The organism is Pseudomonas sp. 43(2021) (genome assembly GCF_017490805.1).
Lineage (GTDB): Bacteria > Pseudomonadota > Gammaproteobacteria > Pseudomonadales > Pseudomonadaceae > Aquipseudomonas.
Genome location: NZ_JAFGYJ010000004.1, coordinates 262,131 through 278,453, shown reverse-complemented (window position 1 = coordinate 278,453; position 16,323 = coordinate 262,131). Strand labels below are relative to the sequence as shown.

General features: G+C 64.3%; 13 protein-coding genes. 6 read left to right on the top strand and 7 right to left on the bottom strand.

What is annotated here, in order from left to right:
- From J5M71_RS05550 to mrdA, 5 genes are all read right to left on the bottom strand, one after another.
- The coding region (locus J5M71_RS05550) for a hypothetical protein (RefSeq protein ID WP_207830633.1) at window positions 1-315 on the bottom strand (315 nt) is incomplete at its 3' end.
- A 129-nt stretch (window positions 316-444) separates the two neighbouring features.
- On the bottom strand, window positions 445-1,545 hold the full coding sequence (gene sfnR, locus J5M71_RS05545; protein ID WP_085593485.1) for a sigma54-dependent transcriptional activator SfnR: 1,101 nt from the start codon (window positions 1,543-1,545) through the stop codon (window positions 445-447).
- Between the two features lie 9 nt (window positions 1,546-1,554).
- Complete coding sequence (locus tag J5M71_RS05540; protein WP_063914933.1) at window positions 1,555-2,742, bottom strand: acyl-CoA dehydrogenase family protein; 1,188 nt, start codon at window positions 2,740-2,742, stop codon at window positions 1,555-1,557.
- Window positions 2,743-2,751: 9 nt separating this feature from the next.
- Entirely contained in the window at window positions 2,752-3,312 is a 561-nt protein-coding gene (gene msuE, locus J5M71_RS05535) for an FMN reductase (RefSeq protein ID WP_207830630.1), read from the bottom strand.
- Between the two features lie 482 nt (window positions 3,313-3,794).
- Window positions 3,795-5,690 (bottom strand): penicillin-binding protein 2, encoded by a 1,896-nt coding sequence (gene mrdA, locus J5M71_RS05530; RefSeq protein ID WP_207830628.1) that lies wholly within the window; start codon window positions 5,688-5,690, stop codon window positions 3,795-3,797.
- A gap of 559 nt (window positions 5,691-6,249) precedes the next feature.
- On the opposite strand from mrdA, the gene J5M71_RS05525 reads away from it, so the two are divergent.
- From J5M71_RS05525 to J5M71_RS05515, 3 genes are all read left to right on the top strand, one after another.
- On the top strand, window positions 6,250-7,590 hold the full coding sequence (locus J5M71_RS05525; protein ID WP_207830625.1) for an MFS transporter: 1,341 nt from the start codon (window positions 6,250-6,252) through the stop codon (window positions 7,588-7,590).
- Between the two features lie 103 nt (window positions 7,591-7,693).
- Window positions 7,694-8,947 carry an OprD family porin gene (locus tag J5M71_RS05520; protein ID WP_207830623.1) on the top strand — a complete coding sequence of 418 codons (1,254 nt, stop codon included), beginning with the start codon at window positions 7,694-7,696 and terminating at the stop codon, window positions 8,945-8,947.
- Between the two features lie 205 nt (window positions 8,948-9,152).
- Window positions 9,153-9,866, top strand: a complete 714-nt coding sequence (locus J5M71_RS05515) for a GntR family transcriptional regulator (protein WP_207830620.1) — start codon at window positions 9,153-9,155, stop codon at window positions 9,864-9,866.
- A gap of 6 nt (window positions 9,867-9,872) precedes the next feature.
- Here J5M71_RS05515 and J5M71_RS05510 read toward each other — a convergent pair whose 3' ends face one another.
- Complete coding sequence (locus tag J5M71_RS05510; protein WP_207830617.1) at window positions 9,873-10,823, bottom strand: PDR/VanB family oxidoreductase; 951 nt, start codon at window positions 10,821-10,823, stop codon at window positions 9,873-9,875.
- 12 nt (window positions 10,824-10,835) lie between these two features.
- A complete protein-coding gene (locus tag J5M71_RS05505) occupies window positions 10,836-11,903 on the bottom strand; it encodes an aromatic ring-hydroxylating dioxygenase subunit alpha (RefSeq protein WP_207830615.1) in 1,068 nt (355 codons plus the stop codon).
- Window positions 11,904-12,113: 210 nt separating this feature from the next.
- On the opposite strand from J5M71_RS05505, the gene J5M71_RS05500 reads away from it, so the two are divergent.
- Genes J5M71_RS05500 through J5M71_RS05490 form a run of 3 tightly spaced genes read left to right on the top strand, consistent with a single transcriptional unit; the run spans window position 12,114 to window position 16,286 of the window.
- The gene (locus tag J5M71_RS05500) at window positions 12,114-12,779 is read left to right on the top strand and encodes an ABC transporter ATP-binding protein (protein ID WP_207830613.1); all 666 of its coding nucleotides are present in this window, start codon (window positions 12,114-12,116) and stop codon (window positions 12,777-12,779) included.
- Window positions 12,779-15,241, top strand: coding sequence for an FtsX-like permease family protein (locus tag J5M71_RS05495; RefSeq protein ID WP_207830611.1), 2,463 nt, complete (start codon window positions 12,779-12,781; stop codon window positions 15,239-15,241). Before J5M71_RS05500 ends, J5M71_RS05495 begins: the two co-directional genes overlap by 1 nt.
- Entirely contained in the window at window positions 15,231-16,286 is a 1,056-nt protein-coding gene (locus tag J5M71_RS05490; RefSeq protein ID WP_207830609.1) for a lipocalin-like domain-containing protein, read from the top strand. Before J5M71_RS05495 ends, J5M71_RS05490 begins: the two co-directional genes overlap by 11 nt.
- The last annotated feature ends 37 nt before the right edge of the window (window positions 16,287-16,323 follow it).

Here is a 16,323-nt window from a genome sequence, read left to right as displayed (position 1 = left end):
GGAGGTGGTAGCGGTGGTGGCGGTGGTCATGGCGGAGGTGGTGGAAGCGGCGGCGGTGGCTCGGGTGGTGGCCACGGCGGTAGTGGCAGCGGGCACAGCGGCGATGGCGGTGGCCATGGCGGCCCAGGCCATGATGGCCGCGGGCGCAATGGTGCTGATGATGGCGCCAACCACGAAGCTGATCACGAAGCCAACCATGAGGCGAATCACGAAGCGAATCACGACGTGGGCGAGCCCCACGGTGTAGGGCATGGTGCTGATGATGGGGCTGACCATGATGTTGGGGATGATCGCGGAGGCGATCAGAACTAGCAACTTGGGTGTCTGTGTCGGCCCCTTCGCGGGTAAACCCGCTCCCACAGGGACCGCGCCAAGCTTGAGCTCGGCACGGTCCCTGTGGGAGCGGGTTTACCCGCGAAAGGGCCGGCACAGGTTTACAAGCAATCAGATCGACAACCGCACCACCCGGTTATCCAGCACCTGCTGTTCCTGCCCGCGCCGCTTGTTCACCACCAACTCGCCGATCGCAATCAGCCGGGTACGGGTGATGTTGCGCGACAACCCCAGCAACTGTGCGGTATGTACCTGGTTGTAATGGCAGAACCGATACGCCGACCGCAGCAGGGCATTTTCCACCTTCTCGTACAGGTCGCCAGACTGCTCCTCGTACAAGCGGCTGAACGCCCGCTGCAGCAAATCCTCCACACCATTGCCCGCCGGCTCTTCCTCCTGCCGTTCGATACGCAGGTTGGACAGGCGCAGGTCCTGCGCCTGCACCGTACCGTCGCCGCAGGTCAGCAAGCTGTGGTGAATCACGTTCTCCAGCTCGCGGATGTTGCCCGGCCAGCTGTATTCCACCAGCTTGGCCTGGGCCTTGGCGCTCAGCTCCACCGGCCCGTAGCCCAGCCGGTCGCTGTAGCTGCGGATGAAGTGCCGGGCCAGCGGCAGGATGTCACCCGGGCGGTCGCGCAAGGGGTGCAACTGCAAGGTCACCACGTTCAGCCGGTAGTACAGGTCTTCGCGAAAATGCCCGGCGTTAATCGCCTTTTCCAGCTGCACGTTGGTCGCCGCCAGCACCCGCACATTGATCGGGATGCTCTTGCGCGACCCCAGTCGCACCACTTCGCGCTCCTGCAACACACGCAGCAGCTTGACCTGGATCGGCAACGGCAGGTCGCCGATTTCGTCGAGGAACAACGTGCCGCCGTTGGCCTCCTCGAACCAGCCAGCCTTGGCCGCCAGGGCACCGGTGAAGGCGCCTTTTTCATGGCCGAACAGCTCCGCCTCGACCAGCGACTCGGAGAACGCACCGCAGTTGACCGCGACGAACGGGCCGTTGCGCCGACCGCTGAGGTTGTGGATGTGGCGTGCGACCAGCTCCTTGCCCGTGCCGGTTTCGCCGATGATCAGCACGCTGGCTTCGCTGGGGGCGACCTGTTGCAGGTGGGCGAGCAGCGCCTGCGACCTGGGGTCTTCGAAGACCTGTGCGGTCGCCCGGATCGAGGTGGCCAGTGTCGGGGACGGGGGGAGGGTCAGCAGTTGCATGGGCAATCCTCAGGAATAGAAGGATGGGGCAGGGCGCTTGTCGTTGAGGGCCCACTCGCCGAGTTCGTGGATGCGGTAGTCCACCGGGTCGTGCAGGGTTTGTGTGCGCAGGTTGCGCCAGTGGCGGTCGAAGCGCAGTGAGGCATGGGTGGCGCGGGCGCCGGTGACCTCGAACAGCCGGTTGCAGATGTCCAGACCATGGCGGCTGGCGGCGACCTTGGCGGTGCCGATGGCCAGGGCCAGGTCGCCGCGCTCTTGCGCCGTGAGGGCGTGTTCCTTGGCCCAGGCGGCATCGAGCTGGCGCGCGGCCCGTTCGATCAGCAGGCGCACGCTTTCCAGGCCGACCCAGAACTCGCCGTAATGGCGCAGCACGTAGGGGTCTTCGGCGCTGCTGGCGGCGCTGGAGCGGAACCACGGCCGGCTTTCCTTGAGGGTGTACTGGCGGGCCTCCTCGAACGCCCCCTCGGCAATGCCGAGGAACAGGTTGGCGAAGTGCAACTGGGCAATCAGCGGGCGCAGGGCAGCGAACGGCGTGCTCAAGGGGCCTGGGTCGAGCAGCAGTTCGTTGTGCTCCACCCGTACCCGCTCGAAGGTGGCGCTGCCGCTGTCGGTCTGGCGCTGGCCGATGTTGTTCCAGTCGTTGTGCAGGCTGATGCCGGTACGGCCACTGGGGATGGCGGCGATCAGCAGCTTGCCGCCAGCACGTTCGTCCACCGCCGAGGCGATGAGCATTTCCGAGTCGCTGGCGCCGGAGCAGAAGCTTTTCTTGCCGGAGAACTCGCACCAGCCATCGAAGTGCTTGACCACGGTGCGGGTGTCCAGCGGGTTCAGGGCATTGCCCCAGAACCACTGCTTGCGTGCGGTCTGCTCGAACCACGGTTGCCATTGGTCCGGGCGTGAGAACAGGCGCACGGTGGCCAGCATCAGGTGATGGAAGCCGAATACGTGGGCGATGGAGCTGTCGACCCGGGCGAATTCGCGCACCACCGCGAAGGTGTCGTGCCAGCTGGCGCCCTGGCCGCCGAAGGCCTGCGGGATCACCAGCGACAGCAGGCCGCTGTCACGCAGGGCGTCGCGCTCGGCTTTTGGCGTGCCACCGCGCTCATCGCGCTCGACGGCGGTTTGGGCAAACTGCCCGGCCAGTTCGCGGGCGATGGCCAGGGCAGGGCGCGGGGGCGTATTCACAGGTGCATTCATGGCCGCTCCTCAGGCGCTCTTGCGCAGCGCGTGATGGGCGCCGAACAGCGGCACGGCGCGCTCGGCGGCCAGGCGGATACGGGCGGCGAGGGCTGCGCTGGATACCCGGTAGTCGGCCATTTCTGCCTGGCTGGCGAACACGCCGATGGGCAGGGTCAGGGCTTGCAGGAAGCTGAACAGTGGGCGCAGCTGGTGGTCGAGCACCAGCGCGTGGCGTTCGCTGCCGCCGGTGGCGGCGAGCAGCACCGGTGTGTCGACCAGTGCGTCCTGGCCGATCAGGTCGAACAGGTGCTTGAAGTGGCCAGTGAAGCTGCCGCGGTACACCGGCGTTGTCACCACCAGCAGGTCGGCTTTTTCCACCAGGCGCAGTTGCTGTTCGACGGCCTCGGGCAGTTCGCTGCGCCACAGGGCGCTGCCCAGCGGGCGGGCGATCTCGCCCAGCTCGATCAGGTGCGGCTTGATGTGCAGGTGCTGGGCCAGTTCGGCGAGGATTGCCTCGGTCAGGGCCAGGGTGCGCGAAGGGCGGGAAGTACCGCCGGACAGGGCGACGACGTTCAGTGGGGTGCTCATGGGCAGGTCTCCGGTTCGGGTTGAGCGGGGGACTTTGCTTGAGCAATCGTCGTGCCGAAATTTAATGTTGTTTTACATCAAACAGTTAGCGCGTTTCTGATGCCTGCGGCGCTGTTGCCTTGCGGGCGTTTCCTGTTGATCGGGTGTTGCGCTGCAGACAGTTGGCCGGGTGTTGGCGGCTGTGCAGTTGGGGGATTTATAGAGGATTACGGAATGATGAAAAAGGAATAAGATTTTATATTCTTATTCCCAATTTTTATTTTAATATGCTGGGACCGTTTCGCGCCCCATCGCGACACAAGGCCCACGGGTGCTGCACATAGCTGCCCAGTGCATGGCTGGGGGGGGGGAGGTGGTGCATAGAGCATGCCTTGATTCTTTCTGCGCCAGTGAGATCGAGCGCCGCGCTGCCTGTGACGCAACACTGAACTTGTGGGAGCGGCCTTGCGTCGCGAAAGGGCTGCGAAGCGGCCCCAAAATTCTCAAGTATGCGGCACGCTGCGAGGCGCTACCCCGCCCGCATACTCCGGCTTCAGATGCCCCTGCTCATCCAGCAGATAGGCATCCATCACCTCCCGCACCACCGGCCCCGCCACCCGTCCACCGGCCTCGCCGTTCTCGATCATCACCGCCACCACCACACTTGGGTGATCAGCCGGGGCAAAGCCGACGAACAGGGCGTTGTCGCGGTGCCGCTCCAGGGTCTTGTCGCGGTTATAGCGTTCGCCCTGCTTGATCGCCACCACCTGCGCGGTGCCGCTCTTGCCGGCAATCCGGTACTGCGCACCGGCCGCGGCCGCGCGGGCGATGCCGCGCGGGTCGTGCATGACCATCTGCATGCCCTGGTTGACCTGGTCCCAGGCGTGCCTGTCGTGCAGCACGATATCGGGCATCGGGTGTGGGTCCACCGGCGCATCGCCGCCCACGGTCATGGCCAGGTGCGGGCGGTGCCACACGCCCTTGCTCGCCAGCAGGCTGGTGGCCTGGGCCAGCTGCAGCGGGGTGACCTGCATGTAGCCCTGGCCGATGCCCAGGATCAGCGTCTCGCCCGGGAACCAGGCCTGGCGCCGGGTGGCGCGCTTCCACTCAGCTGACGGCATCAGCCCGGGCGCCTCCTCGAACATGTCCAGCGACACCTTCTGGCCCAGGCCGAACTCGGCCATGTAGTCGTGCAGGCGGTCGATGCCCAGCTTGTGTGCCAGGTCGTAGAAGTAGGTGTCGTTGGAACGCATGATGGCGGTGTACATATCCACCCAGCCATCGCCGCTGCGGTTCCAGTTGCGGTACTTGTGGTCGTAGTTGGGCAGCTCGTAGTAGCCCGGGTCGAACACCCGGCTGCCCGGGGTGATCACGCCGCTGTCGAGGCCGGCGATGGCCACCTCCGGCTTCACCGTCGAACCGGGGGCATACAGGCCGCGCAGCACGCGGTTGAACAGCGGGCGGTCGATGGAGTCGCGCAGGGCGGCGTACTGTTTGAAGCTGATGCCCTTGACGAACAGGTTGGGGTCGAAGCTGGGGTTGCTGACCATCGCCAGCACGTCGCCATTGGCCGGGTCGAGTACCACCACCGAGCCACGGCGGTCGCCCAGGGCCTTTTCCGCGGCCAGTTGCAGGTGCGCGTCCAGGGTCAGGACGATGTCCTGGCCCGGGGTCGGGGCCTTGTGGTTGAGCACACGCATCACCCGGCCCTGGGCGTTGGTCTCGACCTCCTCATAGCCCACGTGGCCGTGTAACTGGCTTTCGTAGAAGTGCTCGATGCCGGTCTTGCCGATCGACTGGGTGCCCCGGTATTCGGTGCTGTCGAGGGCCTTGGCTTCTTTCTCGTTGATGCGCCCCACATAGCCCACCGAGTGGGCGAAATGCTCGGCCAGCGGGTACTCGCGGATGAACTGTGGTTCCACCTCCAGGCCGGGCAGGCGGAACTGGTTCACCGCCACCAGGGCGATCTGCTCTTCGCTCAGGCCGACCATCAGGGTCACCGGCTCGAACGGCTTGCGGCCACGGCGCAGGTCCTTGTCGAACTGCTTGCGGTCGTCGTCGCTCAGGCTCAGCACCTGCGCCAGGGTGTCGAGTACCTTGGCCGTATCGCCACCGGCCCGCTCGCGGGTCATGGTCAGGTCGAAGCTGGGCTTGTTGTCGGCCAGCACCACGCCATTGCGGTCATAGATCAGCCCGCGCTCGGGGGCGATAGGCAGTACGTGCACGCGGTTGTTTTCCGACACGGCGGTCTGCTGGTCGTGTTGCAGCACCTGCAGCACATAGAGCCGGCCCACCAGGACGGCGACCAGGCTGAAGACCAGGGCGGCGCAGGCCAGAAGCCGGCGGTTGACCAGGTGCTTTTCCTTTTCGTGGTCCTTGAGGGGGATGGGTTGCGGCATCAGGGGCTCTTTTCTACGGGGTCGCCTTGGCCGTGCGGGCGCGCGAATGGGCGGGTGATGCTACGCAACCCGCTATGCCGCCTCAAGGCGAGTGCCATCTGGCGATAGCGTGGCATCGGCTGTGAGCCCCGTGATCAGGGCGCTGGCGGGCTATATGAAGATTTGTTCATGGCTGACCCTCCGTGAAGGTTTAATGGAGGTTTTTTTGCCTTTATGGATCCATAAAATTTGTTTGTTCGATAAACGAACAGTAATTCTTGATTTATTTAAGCTAATAACACATTGAAAAATCTAGATTTATTTTGCTTATCTCAAGCATGTAGTGGCGTATTGCTAAACGAAACCCTACGTTCTTGGTTTCACTATGATTGTTTATGGATCCATTATCTGGTTGATTAGCGCCTGACAACGGCCGGGAACCTCCGGCCGTATGCGACAACAATTACAAAAAGGGCCCAGTCATGAATGGCTTTTCAAGGGTGTGGAACCGCGAGGGTTCCTTGCGCTTTGCCTGCACGTGCGCATCTCTTCTCTCACCTGTGAACCGGCAGGTGAGCCCATGAATTCCAACCTCAAGCAACGCCTGGACGCCGACCCGATGGGGCGCTTCCAGTGCCTGGCCATTGGTATCTGCATCATTCTCAACATGATCGACGGCTTCGACGTATTGGTCATGGCCTTCACTGCTGCCTCGGTGTCTGCTGAGTGGAGCCTGAACGGGGCGCAGGTGGGGTTGCTGCTCAGCGCCGGTTTGTTCGGCATGGCGGCGGGGTCGCTGTTCATCGCGCCATGGGCCGATCGCCTTGGTCGTCGCCCGCTGATCCTGTTGTGCCTGGCGCTGTCCGGTATTGGCATGTTGCTCTCGTCGCTGAGCCAAAGCCCGCTGCAACTGGCAACATTGCGTGGACTGACCGGTTTGGGGATCGGCGGCATCCTGGCCAGTAGCAACGTGATTGCCAGCGAGTACGCCAGCAAGCGCTGGCGTGGCCTGGCGGTCAGCCTGCAGTCCACCGGCTATGCGCTGGGCGCGACCTTGGGCGGTTTGCTGGCAGTATGGCTGCTGGGGCACTGGGGCTGGCGCTCGGTGTTCCTGTTCGGCGGCATCGTCACCGTCCTGGTGATTCCGCTGGTGCTGTTGTGGTTGCCGGAGTCATTGGACTTCCTGCTGGCACGCCGGCCAGCCAATGCCCTGGCGCGGGTCAACCGCCTGGCGGCGCGCCTCGGCCAGCCGACACTGGTGCAACTGCCAGCAATGGCGGCAAGGGAGCAGGGCGCAGCCAGCGGTTTCAAGCAGCTGCTGACACCGGTCATGCGCCGCACCACGCTGGTGATCTGGTTGTTGTTCTTCCTGGTCATGTTCGGCTTCTACTTCGTCATGAGTTGGACGCCGAAGCTGCTGGTGGCCGCTGGGCTTTCGGCCGAGCAGGGCATTACTGGCGGGGTACTGCTGAGCGTTGGGGGCATCCTTGGTGCGGCGCTGATCGGCGGCCTGGCCTCGCGCTGGCCACTGACCCGCGTGCTGGCGCTGTTCATGCTCATCACCGCAGCGCTGCTGGTGCTGTTCGTGGCCAATGGCGCCTCGGTCAGCGCGGCGTTGGTATTGGGGTTGTTGATCGGGCTGTTCTCCAACGGCTGCGTGGCCGGGTTGTATGCCTTGTCGCCCGTGGTCTATGGCGCTTCGGTGCGCGCCACTGGTGTGGGCTGGGGCATAGGCATCGGTCGCATGGGCGCGATCCTGTCGCCGACCGTGGCTGGTGTGCTGCTCGATGGCGGCTGGCAACCGTTGCACCTGTACGGGGTGTTCGCCAGCGTGTTCGTGCTGGCCGCAGGTTGCCTGCTGTTGCTGCGGAGCGGAACAAGGCCGACGCCAGGCTTGGCTGGCGATGCACTGAGCCACTGAGTACTGCCCGGCCAGGTCGGGCACCTGAATGCAGCTTGTCTCCCTGTGCCCATGCCGGCACGGGGTGGTCGGCTGCGCCTACGAAAAGCGGAGAACAATAATAATGATGCACACGACTTGTACACTGAACCGTTCGGCCCTGGCGGTTTCGCTGGCGCTAGGCCTGGGGTTGCCGGCCTGGGCCGGGGAAGGGGGCTTCTTCGAGGATGCCAAGGCCGGGTTGACACTGCGCAACTACTATTTCAACCGTGATTTTCGCGACCCAGGGGCGGCCAAGAGCAAGGTTGAAGAATGGGCCCAAGGGTTCATCTTCAAGTTCAGTTCAGGCTACACCCCAGGATTGATCGGTTTGGGCCTGGACGGCATCGGCATGTTCGGCGCAAAGCTGGACAGTGGCCGCGGTACAAGCGGCTCCGAACTGCTGCCGGTGCATGATGAGGGGCGCGCGGCTGACGACTATGGGCGCGCCGGGTTGGCGGCGAAGCTGCGCATTTCGGCCACCGAGTTGAAGGTAGGTGAACTGCTGCCGGACATTCCATTGCTGCGCTACGACGATGGCCGTCTGTTGCCGCAGACCTTCCGCGGCGCAATGTTCGACTCACGCGAAATCGAAGGTCTGAGCTTGCAGGCTGGCCAGTACCGTGAGGTTAGCCTGCGCAACTCGTCGGACATGCAGGATCTTTCTGCCTGGGCTGCGCCAGGGGTGACTGCGGACGGTTTCAACTACGCCGGTGCCGAGTACCGTTTCAACCAGCAGCGTACGCTGATCGGCGTCTGGCATTCGCAACTGGAGGACATCTACCAGCAGAGCTACTTCAACCTGCTGCATAGTCAGCGAGTAGGGTATTGGACGCTGGGTGCCAACCTCGGTTACTTCATCGACCGGGACGATGGCCAGGCGCGCATCGGCGGTATCCAGAGCCGTACAGGCTACGCCTTGCTGTCTGCCGCGCGCAGTGGCCACACGTTGTACCTAGGGCTGCAGAAGGTGAGTGGTGATAGCCAGTGGATGTCGGTGTACGGCAGTAGCGGACGGACCTTGGGCAACGACATGTTCAACGGCAACTTCAGCAATGCTGACGAGCGCTCATGGCAAGTGCGTTACGACTACAACTTTGTCGCGTTGGGCGTGCCAGGCCTGCTGGCCATGGTGCGTTACGGGCACGGCGAGAACGCGACCACGGCGGCAGGCAGCAATGGCAAGGAGTGGGAGCGCGATACCGAGGTCAACTACACCTTCCAGAGCGGGACATTGAAGGACCTCAACATCCGGCTTAACAACGCGACCAACCGGCGTAGCTTCAATGGTGACTTTGATCAGACACGGTTGATCATCACCTATCCGCTGACGTTGTAAGCGCGTCGTATCCTTGAGGTTGCGGTGGGGGACAAAACCGGTCGCATGCTCCGCGTCGTCCACTTTGCGGCCAAACCCGCTCCTGTATCTAAAGCGCATGGCTTGAGGCGGGGGCGCTGTCATGCAACCCGTCAGCCCGAACAGGTCAGCAACAACCTCTCGGCTTGCGCTAAGATACCCGCTCATGTCTCTGGAAGTTGCCTGGATGAGCAAACCCGGTCAAATGGTGCTTGTCGCGTTGCGCAAGATGATCGCCTCGGGCGAGCTGGCGGCCGGCGAGCGCTTGATGGAAGTCCCCACCGCAGAATTGTTCGGTGTCTCACGCATGCCGGTGCGCATTGCGTTCCGTACCCTCGAGCAGGAAGGCTTGCTGGTACGCTTTGGTGGCCGAGGGTTCCAGGTGCGTTCTGTCAGCGCCGATGAGATCGCCGGAGCTGTCGAGGTGCGAGGCGTGCTGGAAGGATTGGCTGCGCGCCAGGCCGCCGAACGTGGCTTGTCCGCGCAAGCTTGCGCGGCCTTGCAACAATGCCTGGTTGATGGCGACCAGCTGTTCGACAAGGGCTTCGTGACCGAAGCAGACCTGCAGGCCTACCACGATCTCAACATGCGCTTTCACCAAGTGATCACCGAGGCCAGCCACAACCCGGCCATTGCCGTAGCACTGGCGCGTAACGATCACCTGCCGTTCGCTTCGGTCACCGCGCTGGCTGTGGACCGCCATAACCTGGCCCGCGAATACCGGCGCTTCAACTTCGCCCACATGCAGCACCATGCGGTGTTCGATGCCTTGATCAACCGCCAGGGTGCCCGCGCCGAAGCGATCATGCGCGAGCATGCCAATGCCACCCTTCGTTACGCCGAGACCTTCGGCGGCGCTGCTCCAGACCCAGGCATGAAGGTCATCCTGCCGACTTCGTGAGCCGGCTCAGATATCCAGCACCAGCAACGGCGTTTTCGACCGCGAGCAACAAGGCGTGAACTGATCGTTCAGGGCTTGCTCCTCCTCGGTGAGGAACATGTCGCGATGGTCGGGCGTACCCTGTAGCACACGGGTCAGGCAGGTACCGCAAATACCTTGCTCGCACGACATCGCGATCTCGATGCCGTTCTGTTCAAGCACCTGCACCACGGTCTGGTCGGCCGGCACCTCGAACACTTGCCCGGTACTGTTGACCTGCACCGAGAAACTACCGTCGTTACTGGCATCCACTGGCGCAGCTGCAAAGTACTCGCGGTGCAGGTTGGCTTCCTGCCAGCCCAGCTCCTTGGCATTCTCGAGCACATGCTGCATGAAGCCACCTGGCCCGCACACATACAGGTGCATATCGCCCTGTGGGTTACCCAGCACTCGAGCAATGTCCAAAGCGGTTTCCGGCTGCTCGTCAAAATGCATGACCAGCCTATCGGCAAACGGCGCATTGTGAATACGCTCGACAAACGCCGCACGCTCGCTGGAGCGGGCGCAGTAGTGCAGTTCGAAATCATGGCCATTGTGGGACAACTGCTCGGCCATGCACAGGATCGGGGTAATGCCGATGCCTCCGGCAAACAGCAAACTGCGCCGTGCATCCTCGGCCAGCGGGAACAGGTTGCGCGGCGCGCTGATACGCAGCCGGGCACCGGCCTGCACCTGCTCGTGCAGGCTGCGTGACCCGCCCCGCGAGGCCGGGTCATTGAGCACGCCGATCAGGTAGCGGTGGCGCTCTTCGGGGTGATTGCACAGCGAATACTGGCGCACCAGCCCATCGGGCAGGTGCACATCGATGTGCGCGCCAGCGCTGAACGCCGGCAGCAGGCTGCCATCTGCCGCCGCCAGCTCGAAACTGCAGATACCCTGCGCTTCATCGTTACGGGATACCACTACGGCATCGATCATGTTGGCAGTTCCTCAGGCAGGGGTGGCGCTGGTAGCGATCAGTTGCGGCTGGGGTGCACGTTCTTTGGCGATGAGCCGCTCCAGCACCTTGCGCGACTGCACGCCGCCGGCATCAATGTTCAGCTTCAGAAGGTTGCGCTCGGGGTTGGCCAGCAGGTTCTGTTGCTGGCGTTCGAGCATCTCCAGGTCTTCGCTGAAAATCTTGCCCTGGCCCTCGCGAATGTTGTCTGTCAGGGTCTGGTCGTGTGTCGCGAAATTGCGCGCCATGCCCCAGAAGTACCAGATCGAGGTATCGCTTTCCGGGGTGATGAAGTCGACCACGATGCTCGACGCCTTGTGCTGCGCCTCGGCGTGGTAGCCACCTTTGCCAGCATGCGCCACGCCGACTTCGATCAGCACATGGCTGGGCGGGGTGAAACGGCAAATCTGCCAGCGGTCCACTGGCACATCGTCGGCCAGGCCGTTGCCGCGCAGGGCCATGCGCCAGAAGGGCGGGGCCATGATGTTTTCCATGTGTCGGGCGGTGACTACTTCGTCGCCGGTGACGGTGGTGACCGGTGGCGCCTCGTCGATTTCTTTCTGGCCGATGCTGGAGGCGTGCACGTAGGTTTCGTGGGTCAGGTCCATCAGGTTGTCGATCATCAGGCGGTAGTCGCAGCCGATGTGGAAAAGCCCACCTCCATAGGCCCACTCATCACTCACCGCCCACTCCAGGTGCGGGATCAGCGCCGGGTCGGCTTGCGCCTGATCGCCCGGCCAGACCCAGATGAAGCCATAGCGCTCGACTGCAGCAAAGGTCTTGTTGCAGGGGAAGCCCCGTACCCGCTGGCCCGGCATCGACACGGTCTTGCCGTCGCAACCCATGACCAGGCCGTGGTAGCCACATACCAGATTGCCGTCCTCGACATAGCCCAGCGACAACGGCGCGCCGCGGTGCGGACAGAAGTCCTCGACGGCCGCTACGCGGTTCTCGCGGCCACGGTAGAACACGATCTTCTCCCCGCAGATCTGTCGGCCCAGGGGCTTGGTGGCGATTTCGTCGGGGGTGCAGGCAACGTACCAAGTGTTCTTGGGGTACATGGGTAGGCTCTCCGGGGTTTTGTTTTTATTTAATGGATCCATTAGAGCCGTACGAGTACGCATGGTCAATATAAAGAGCCCGTTATTTAAGGGTTTTGTGCGGTTATCGGATTATTAGTGGATCCATTTGTGGTGAGTATAGGTACTTTCATGCTCCAGCAGCGCTTGACCTGCTATTACTAAACAGACCTCACCCACCAAGGCCTCTCGATGCTGGTCATCGAAAACCTCTACAAATCATTCCCTACGCCCCAAGGCCCAATCCCGGTTTTGCAGGGCGTCGACCTGCGCCTGGCCCGCGGCAGCAGCCTGGCGCTGATGGGGGAGTCGGGCAGCGGCAAGAGCACCTTGCTGCACCTGGTGGCCGGCCTGGACCGTGCCGACAGTGGCCGCATCCTGATCGACGACGCACCGCTCGACAGCCGTTCCGAGGCGTCGCTGGCGCTGTGGCGGCGGGAGGGCATTGGCCTGGTGTTCCAGCAGTACAACCTGATCAGCAGCCTGGACGTGGGGGCAAACCTCGCGTTCCAGGCCCGGTTGGCCGGTCGGCATGATCCCCTTTGGCTGGCCTACCTGGCGCAGCGCCTGGGTTTGGCGGATTTGCTGGCGCGTTACCCGGAGCAACTGTCTGGCGGCCAGCAACAGCGGGTCGCCATCGGCCGCGCCCTGGCCGGGCGCCCGGCCTGGTTGCTGGCCGACGAACCCACCGGCAGCCTCGACGAAGCCAGCAGCGATGAGGTGCTGAGCCTGCTGTTGCAACTGGTCGCCGAGGCGGGCAGTGGGGTGCTGATGGTGACCCACAGCCCGCGGCTGGCGGCGCGCTTGCAGCAGCGTTGTTACCTGCAAGCCGGCCGTGTGCGGCCTGAGCAGGGCTGATGAGACTTCTATCGCTGGCCCTGCTGGCGCTGCTCAGCCACTGGCGGCGCCATCGCGTGCAGTTTGTCAGCATCTTCACCGGCCTGTGGCTGGCCACGGCGCTGTGGACTGGCGTGCAGGCGCTGAACAGCCAGGCACGCAGCGACTATGCCCGGGCCAGCGCGGTGCTGGCCGGGCCGCTGCAGGCGCAACTGGTGCCACGCCGTGGCGAGCGCTTCGACCAGGCGCTGTATGTGCAGTTGCGCAGGCTGGGCTGGGCGGTAACGCCGGTACTGGAAGGGCGCTTGCGCTTGCCCGGGGAGCCGGGGCGCAGCGTGCGGTTGGTCGGCATCGAGCCGTTGAGCCTGCCGCCGGCCAGCAGCATCGCGGGTGTGCAGCCTCGAACGTTCGATCTGCAAGCCTTCATCGGCATGCCCGGGCAAGCCTGGGTTGGGCCAGACACCTTGCGTCAGCTGAATGCAGGCCCCGGGGCGTCAGTCCGTGGCAGTGAAGGGCAACTGCTGCCGCCGTTGGTTCTGCAACCAGCGCTGGCGCCGGGGGTGATCGTGGTCGATATCGGCCATGCCCAGGCGTTGCTGCACGCACCCGGGCAGTTGTCGCGCTTGCTGGTGGCCGCCACGCCGGGACCGTTACCGGCGGATATCGCGCCTTACCTTGAGCTGCAACCCCAGCAGGATGATGGCGGTTTGCAGCGGCTGACCGACAGTTTCCACCTCAACCTGAGCGCCCTCGGCCTGCTGGCGTTCGTCGTCGGCCTGTTCATTGCCCATGCCGCAATCGGTTTGGCACTGGAACAGCGGCGCGGCCTGATCCGCAACCTGCGCGCCTGTGGCATCGGCCTGCAAACTCTGCTGTGCGCCTTGGTGCTGGAACTGGGGCTGTTCGCGGTGCTGGGCGGTCTGGCCGGCGTGGCCAGTGGTTACGGGCTGGCCGCGTGGTTGTTGCCCGATGTGGCCGCCAGCTTGCGTGGCCTGTATGGCGCGCAAGTCGCCGGGACGCTGAGCCTGCCCGCAGGGTGGTGGCTGATGGGCGTGCTGGTGAGCGTACTGGGGGCACTGCTGGCGGGCTTGGGCAGCGTAATGCGTGCGGCTCGGTTACCGTTGCTGGCGCTGGCGCAACCTCAGGCGTGGCGGTTGGCGCAGGGGCCGTGGTTGCGGCGTCAGGCCCTGGTGGCCGGCCTGTTGCTGTTGCTGGCACTGGGCTGTGGTGTGCTGGGCGACAGCTTGCCCAGCGCGTTCGGCCTGCTGGCAGGCTTGCTGTTGGCGGCGGCGCTGTTGCTGCCGGCCTTGCTCGACCGGGTGCTGGCCTGGTTGGCGCGCCGTTGCCAGCGGCCTTTGTCGCAATGGTTCGTCGCCGACAGCCGCCAGCAACTGCCGGCCCTGAGCCTGGCGTTGATGGCACTGTTGCTGGCGCTGGCCGCCAGTGTTGGCGTGGGCAGCATGACCGAGGGCTTTCGCAAGACCTTTGTCGGCTGGCTTGACCTGCGCCTGTCCGCCGACCTGTATGTCAGCCCAAGGGACACCGCCCAGGGCTTGCAGATAGCCGAGTGGCTCGGGCAGCAGCCTCCAGTTGGTGTGGTGTTGCCCGGCTGGCGTGTGGAAACGCAGCTGCAGGGCTGGCCGGTGCAGGTCCAGGGCATCGTCGATCATCCCGTCTATCGCACACGCTGGCCATTGCTGGCGCAGCAAGAGCAGGCCTGGCAGCAACTGGCCAGTGGGCAGGCCGTGATGCTCAGTGAACAGCTGGCCAGGCGACTGAAACTGCAACTGGGCGATCACCTGAGGCTGCCCGCAGACACTTCTCCAGCCCTGAGGGTTGTGGGGATCTACGCCGATTACGGCAACCCCAAAGGGCACATGCTGGTCAATGCCGACTGGCTGCGCGGGCACTGGCCACAGGCAACCCTGACCGGGTTGAGTGTGGATCTGGCGGTCGAGCAGGTGTCGGCGCTCAAGGCCGCCTTGCAACAGCGCTTTGCCCTGGATGATAGCCGCGTGGTCGAGCAGGCACGTCTCAAGCGCTGGTCGACCGACGTGTTCAACCGCACCTTCGCCGCCACCGCCGCGCTCAACAGCCTTACCCTTGGCGTGGCTGGTGTAGCACTGTTCATCAACCTGCTGACCCTGGGCCAGACCCGCCTGGGCCAGTTGGCACCGCTGTGGGCACTGGGCGTGCGGCGCACGCATCTGGTGTGGCTAAGCCTCGCGCAGACACTGCTGCTGAGCAGCCTTACCGTGCTGCTGGCGATCCCGCTGGGTATCCTGCTGGCCTGGTGCCTGGTCGCGGTGGTGAACGTGCAGGCATTCGGTTGGCGTTTGCCGCTCTACGTGTTCCCTGCGCAACTGCTGCACCTGGCCGTGCTGGGCATGCTTACCAGCCTGTTGGCCAGCGCCTGGCCACTGTGTCAGCTGGCGCGTCGCCAGCCGCGTGAACTGTTGAGGCCGTTTGCCGATGAAACGTAACGCCTGGCTGTTGCTTTGTGGGTTGCTGGGCGGCTGTGATCAGCCGGCCGAACAAAGCTATGCCGGGCTCGGGCAGCAGGCGGGCGAATTCAGCCAGGTAAGCCGCGGCCATCGCCTGGAATTTCCGCGTGACCACGGTGCCCATGATGGCTTTCGCATCGAGTGGTGGTATGTCACCGCCAACCTCCAGGACGCCCAAGGGCGGGACTGGGGCGCGCAGTGGACGCTGTTTCGCTCGGCCCTGCGCCCCGGCCCCGAGACTGCCGGCTGGAACAGCCCGAACCTGTGGATGGGGCACGCGGCGCTGACCGGGCCGGGTGCTCATCAGTCTGCCGAAACCCTGGCGCGTGGGGGGATCGGCCAGGCGGGCGTGCAGGCCCGGCCGTTCCGGGCGTGGATCAATGACTGGTCGTTGCAGGGCAGCAGTGGCATCGAGGATCTGCAAATGGTTGCCGGTGGTGAAGGCTTTCGCTATGACCTGCAACTGCACAGTGATCGGCCCTTGGTGCTGCACGGGGATCAGGGTTACAGCGAGAAGTCCGGCAAGGGGCAGGCTTCGTACTATTACAGTCAACCGTTTTATCGGGTGAGCGGGGAAGTGCAGCGTGACGGCCAGTGCATCGCTGTCACCGGCCAGGCCTGGCTGGACCGGGAATGGAGCAGCCAGCCGCTGGCTGCCGGGCAGACGGGATGGGACTGGTTTTCGCTGCACCTGGGCAGTGGTGCCAGGCTGATGCTGTTCCAGGTGCGCGAGGTGCAGGGGGAGGCCTATCGCGCCGGGACCTGGGTTGGCCCGCAGGGTGAGGTGGTGGCGCTGCAGGGGGCGCAGATCCAGTTGCAGGCGCTGGCCTGGGCCCGGCAGAAGAACGGCAAGCAAGTGCCGACGCGATGGCGGGTGCAGGTACCGGGGCATGGGGTGGATGTGCAGGTCGACGCGGTGGAGCCGCAGGCCTGGATGGAGACGCGGTTCCCGTATTGGGAGGGGCCGGTGCGCTTGAGCGGGAGTGCGGGTGGGCGTGGGTATCTGGAGATGACCGGCTATTAGCACCTCATAGCCCATCCATGACGCGCTCCCACAAGAG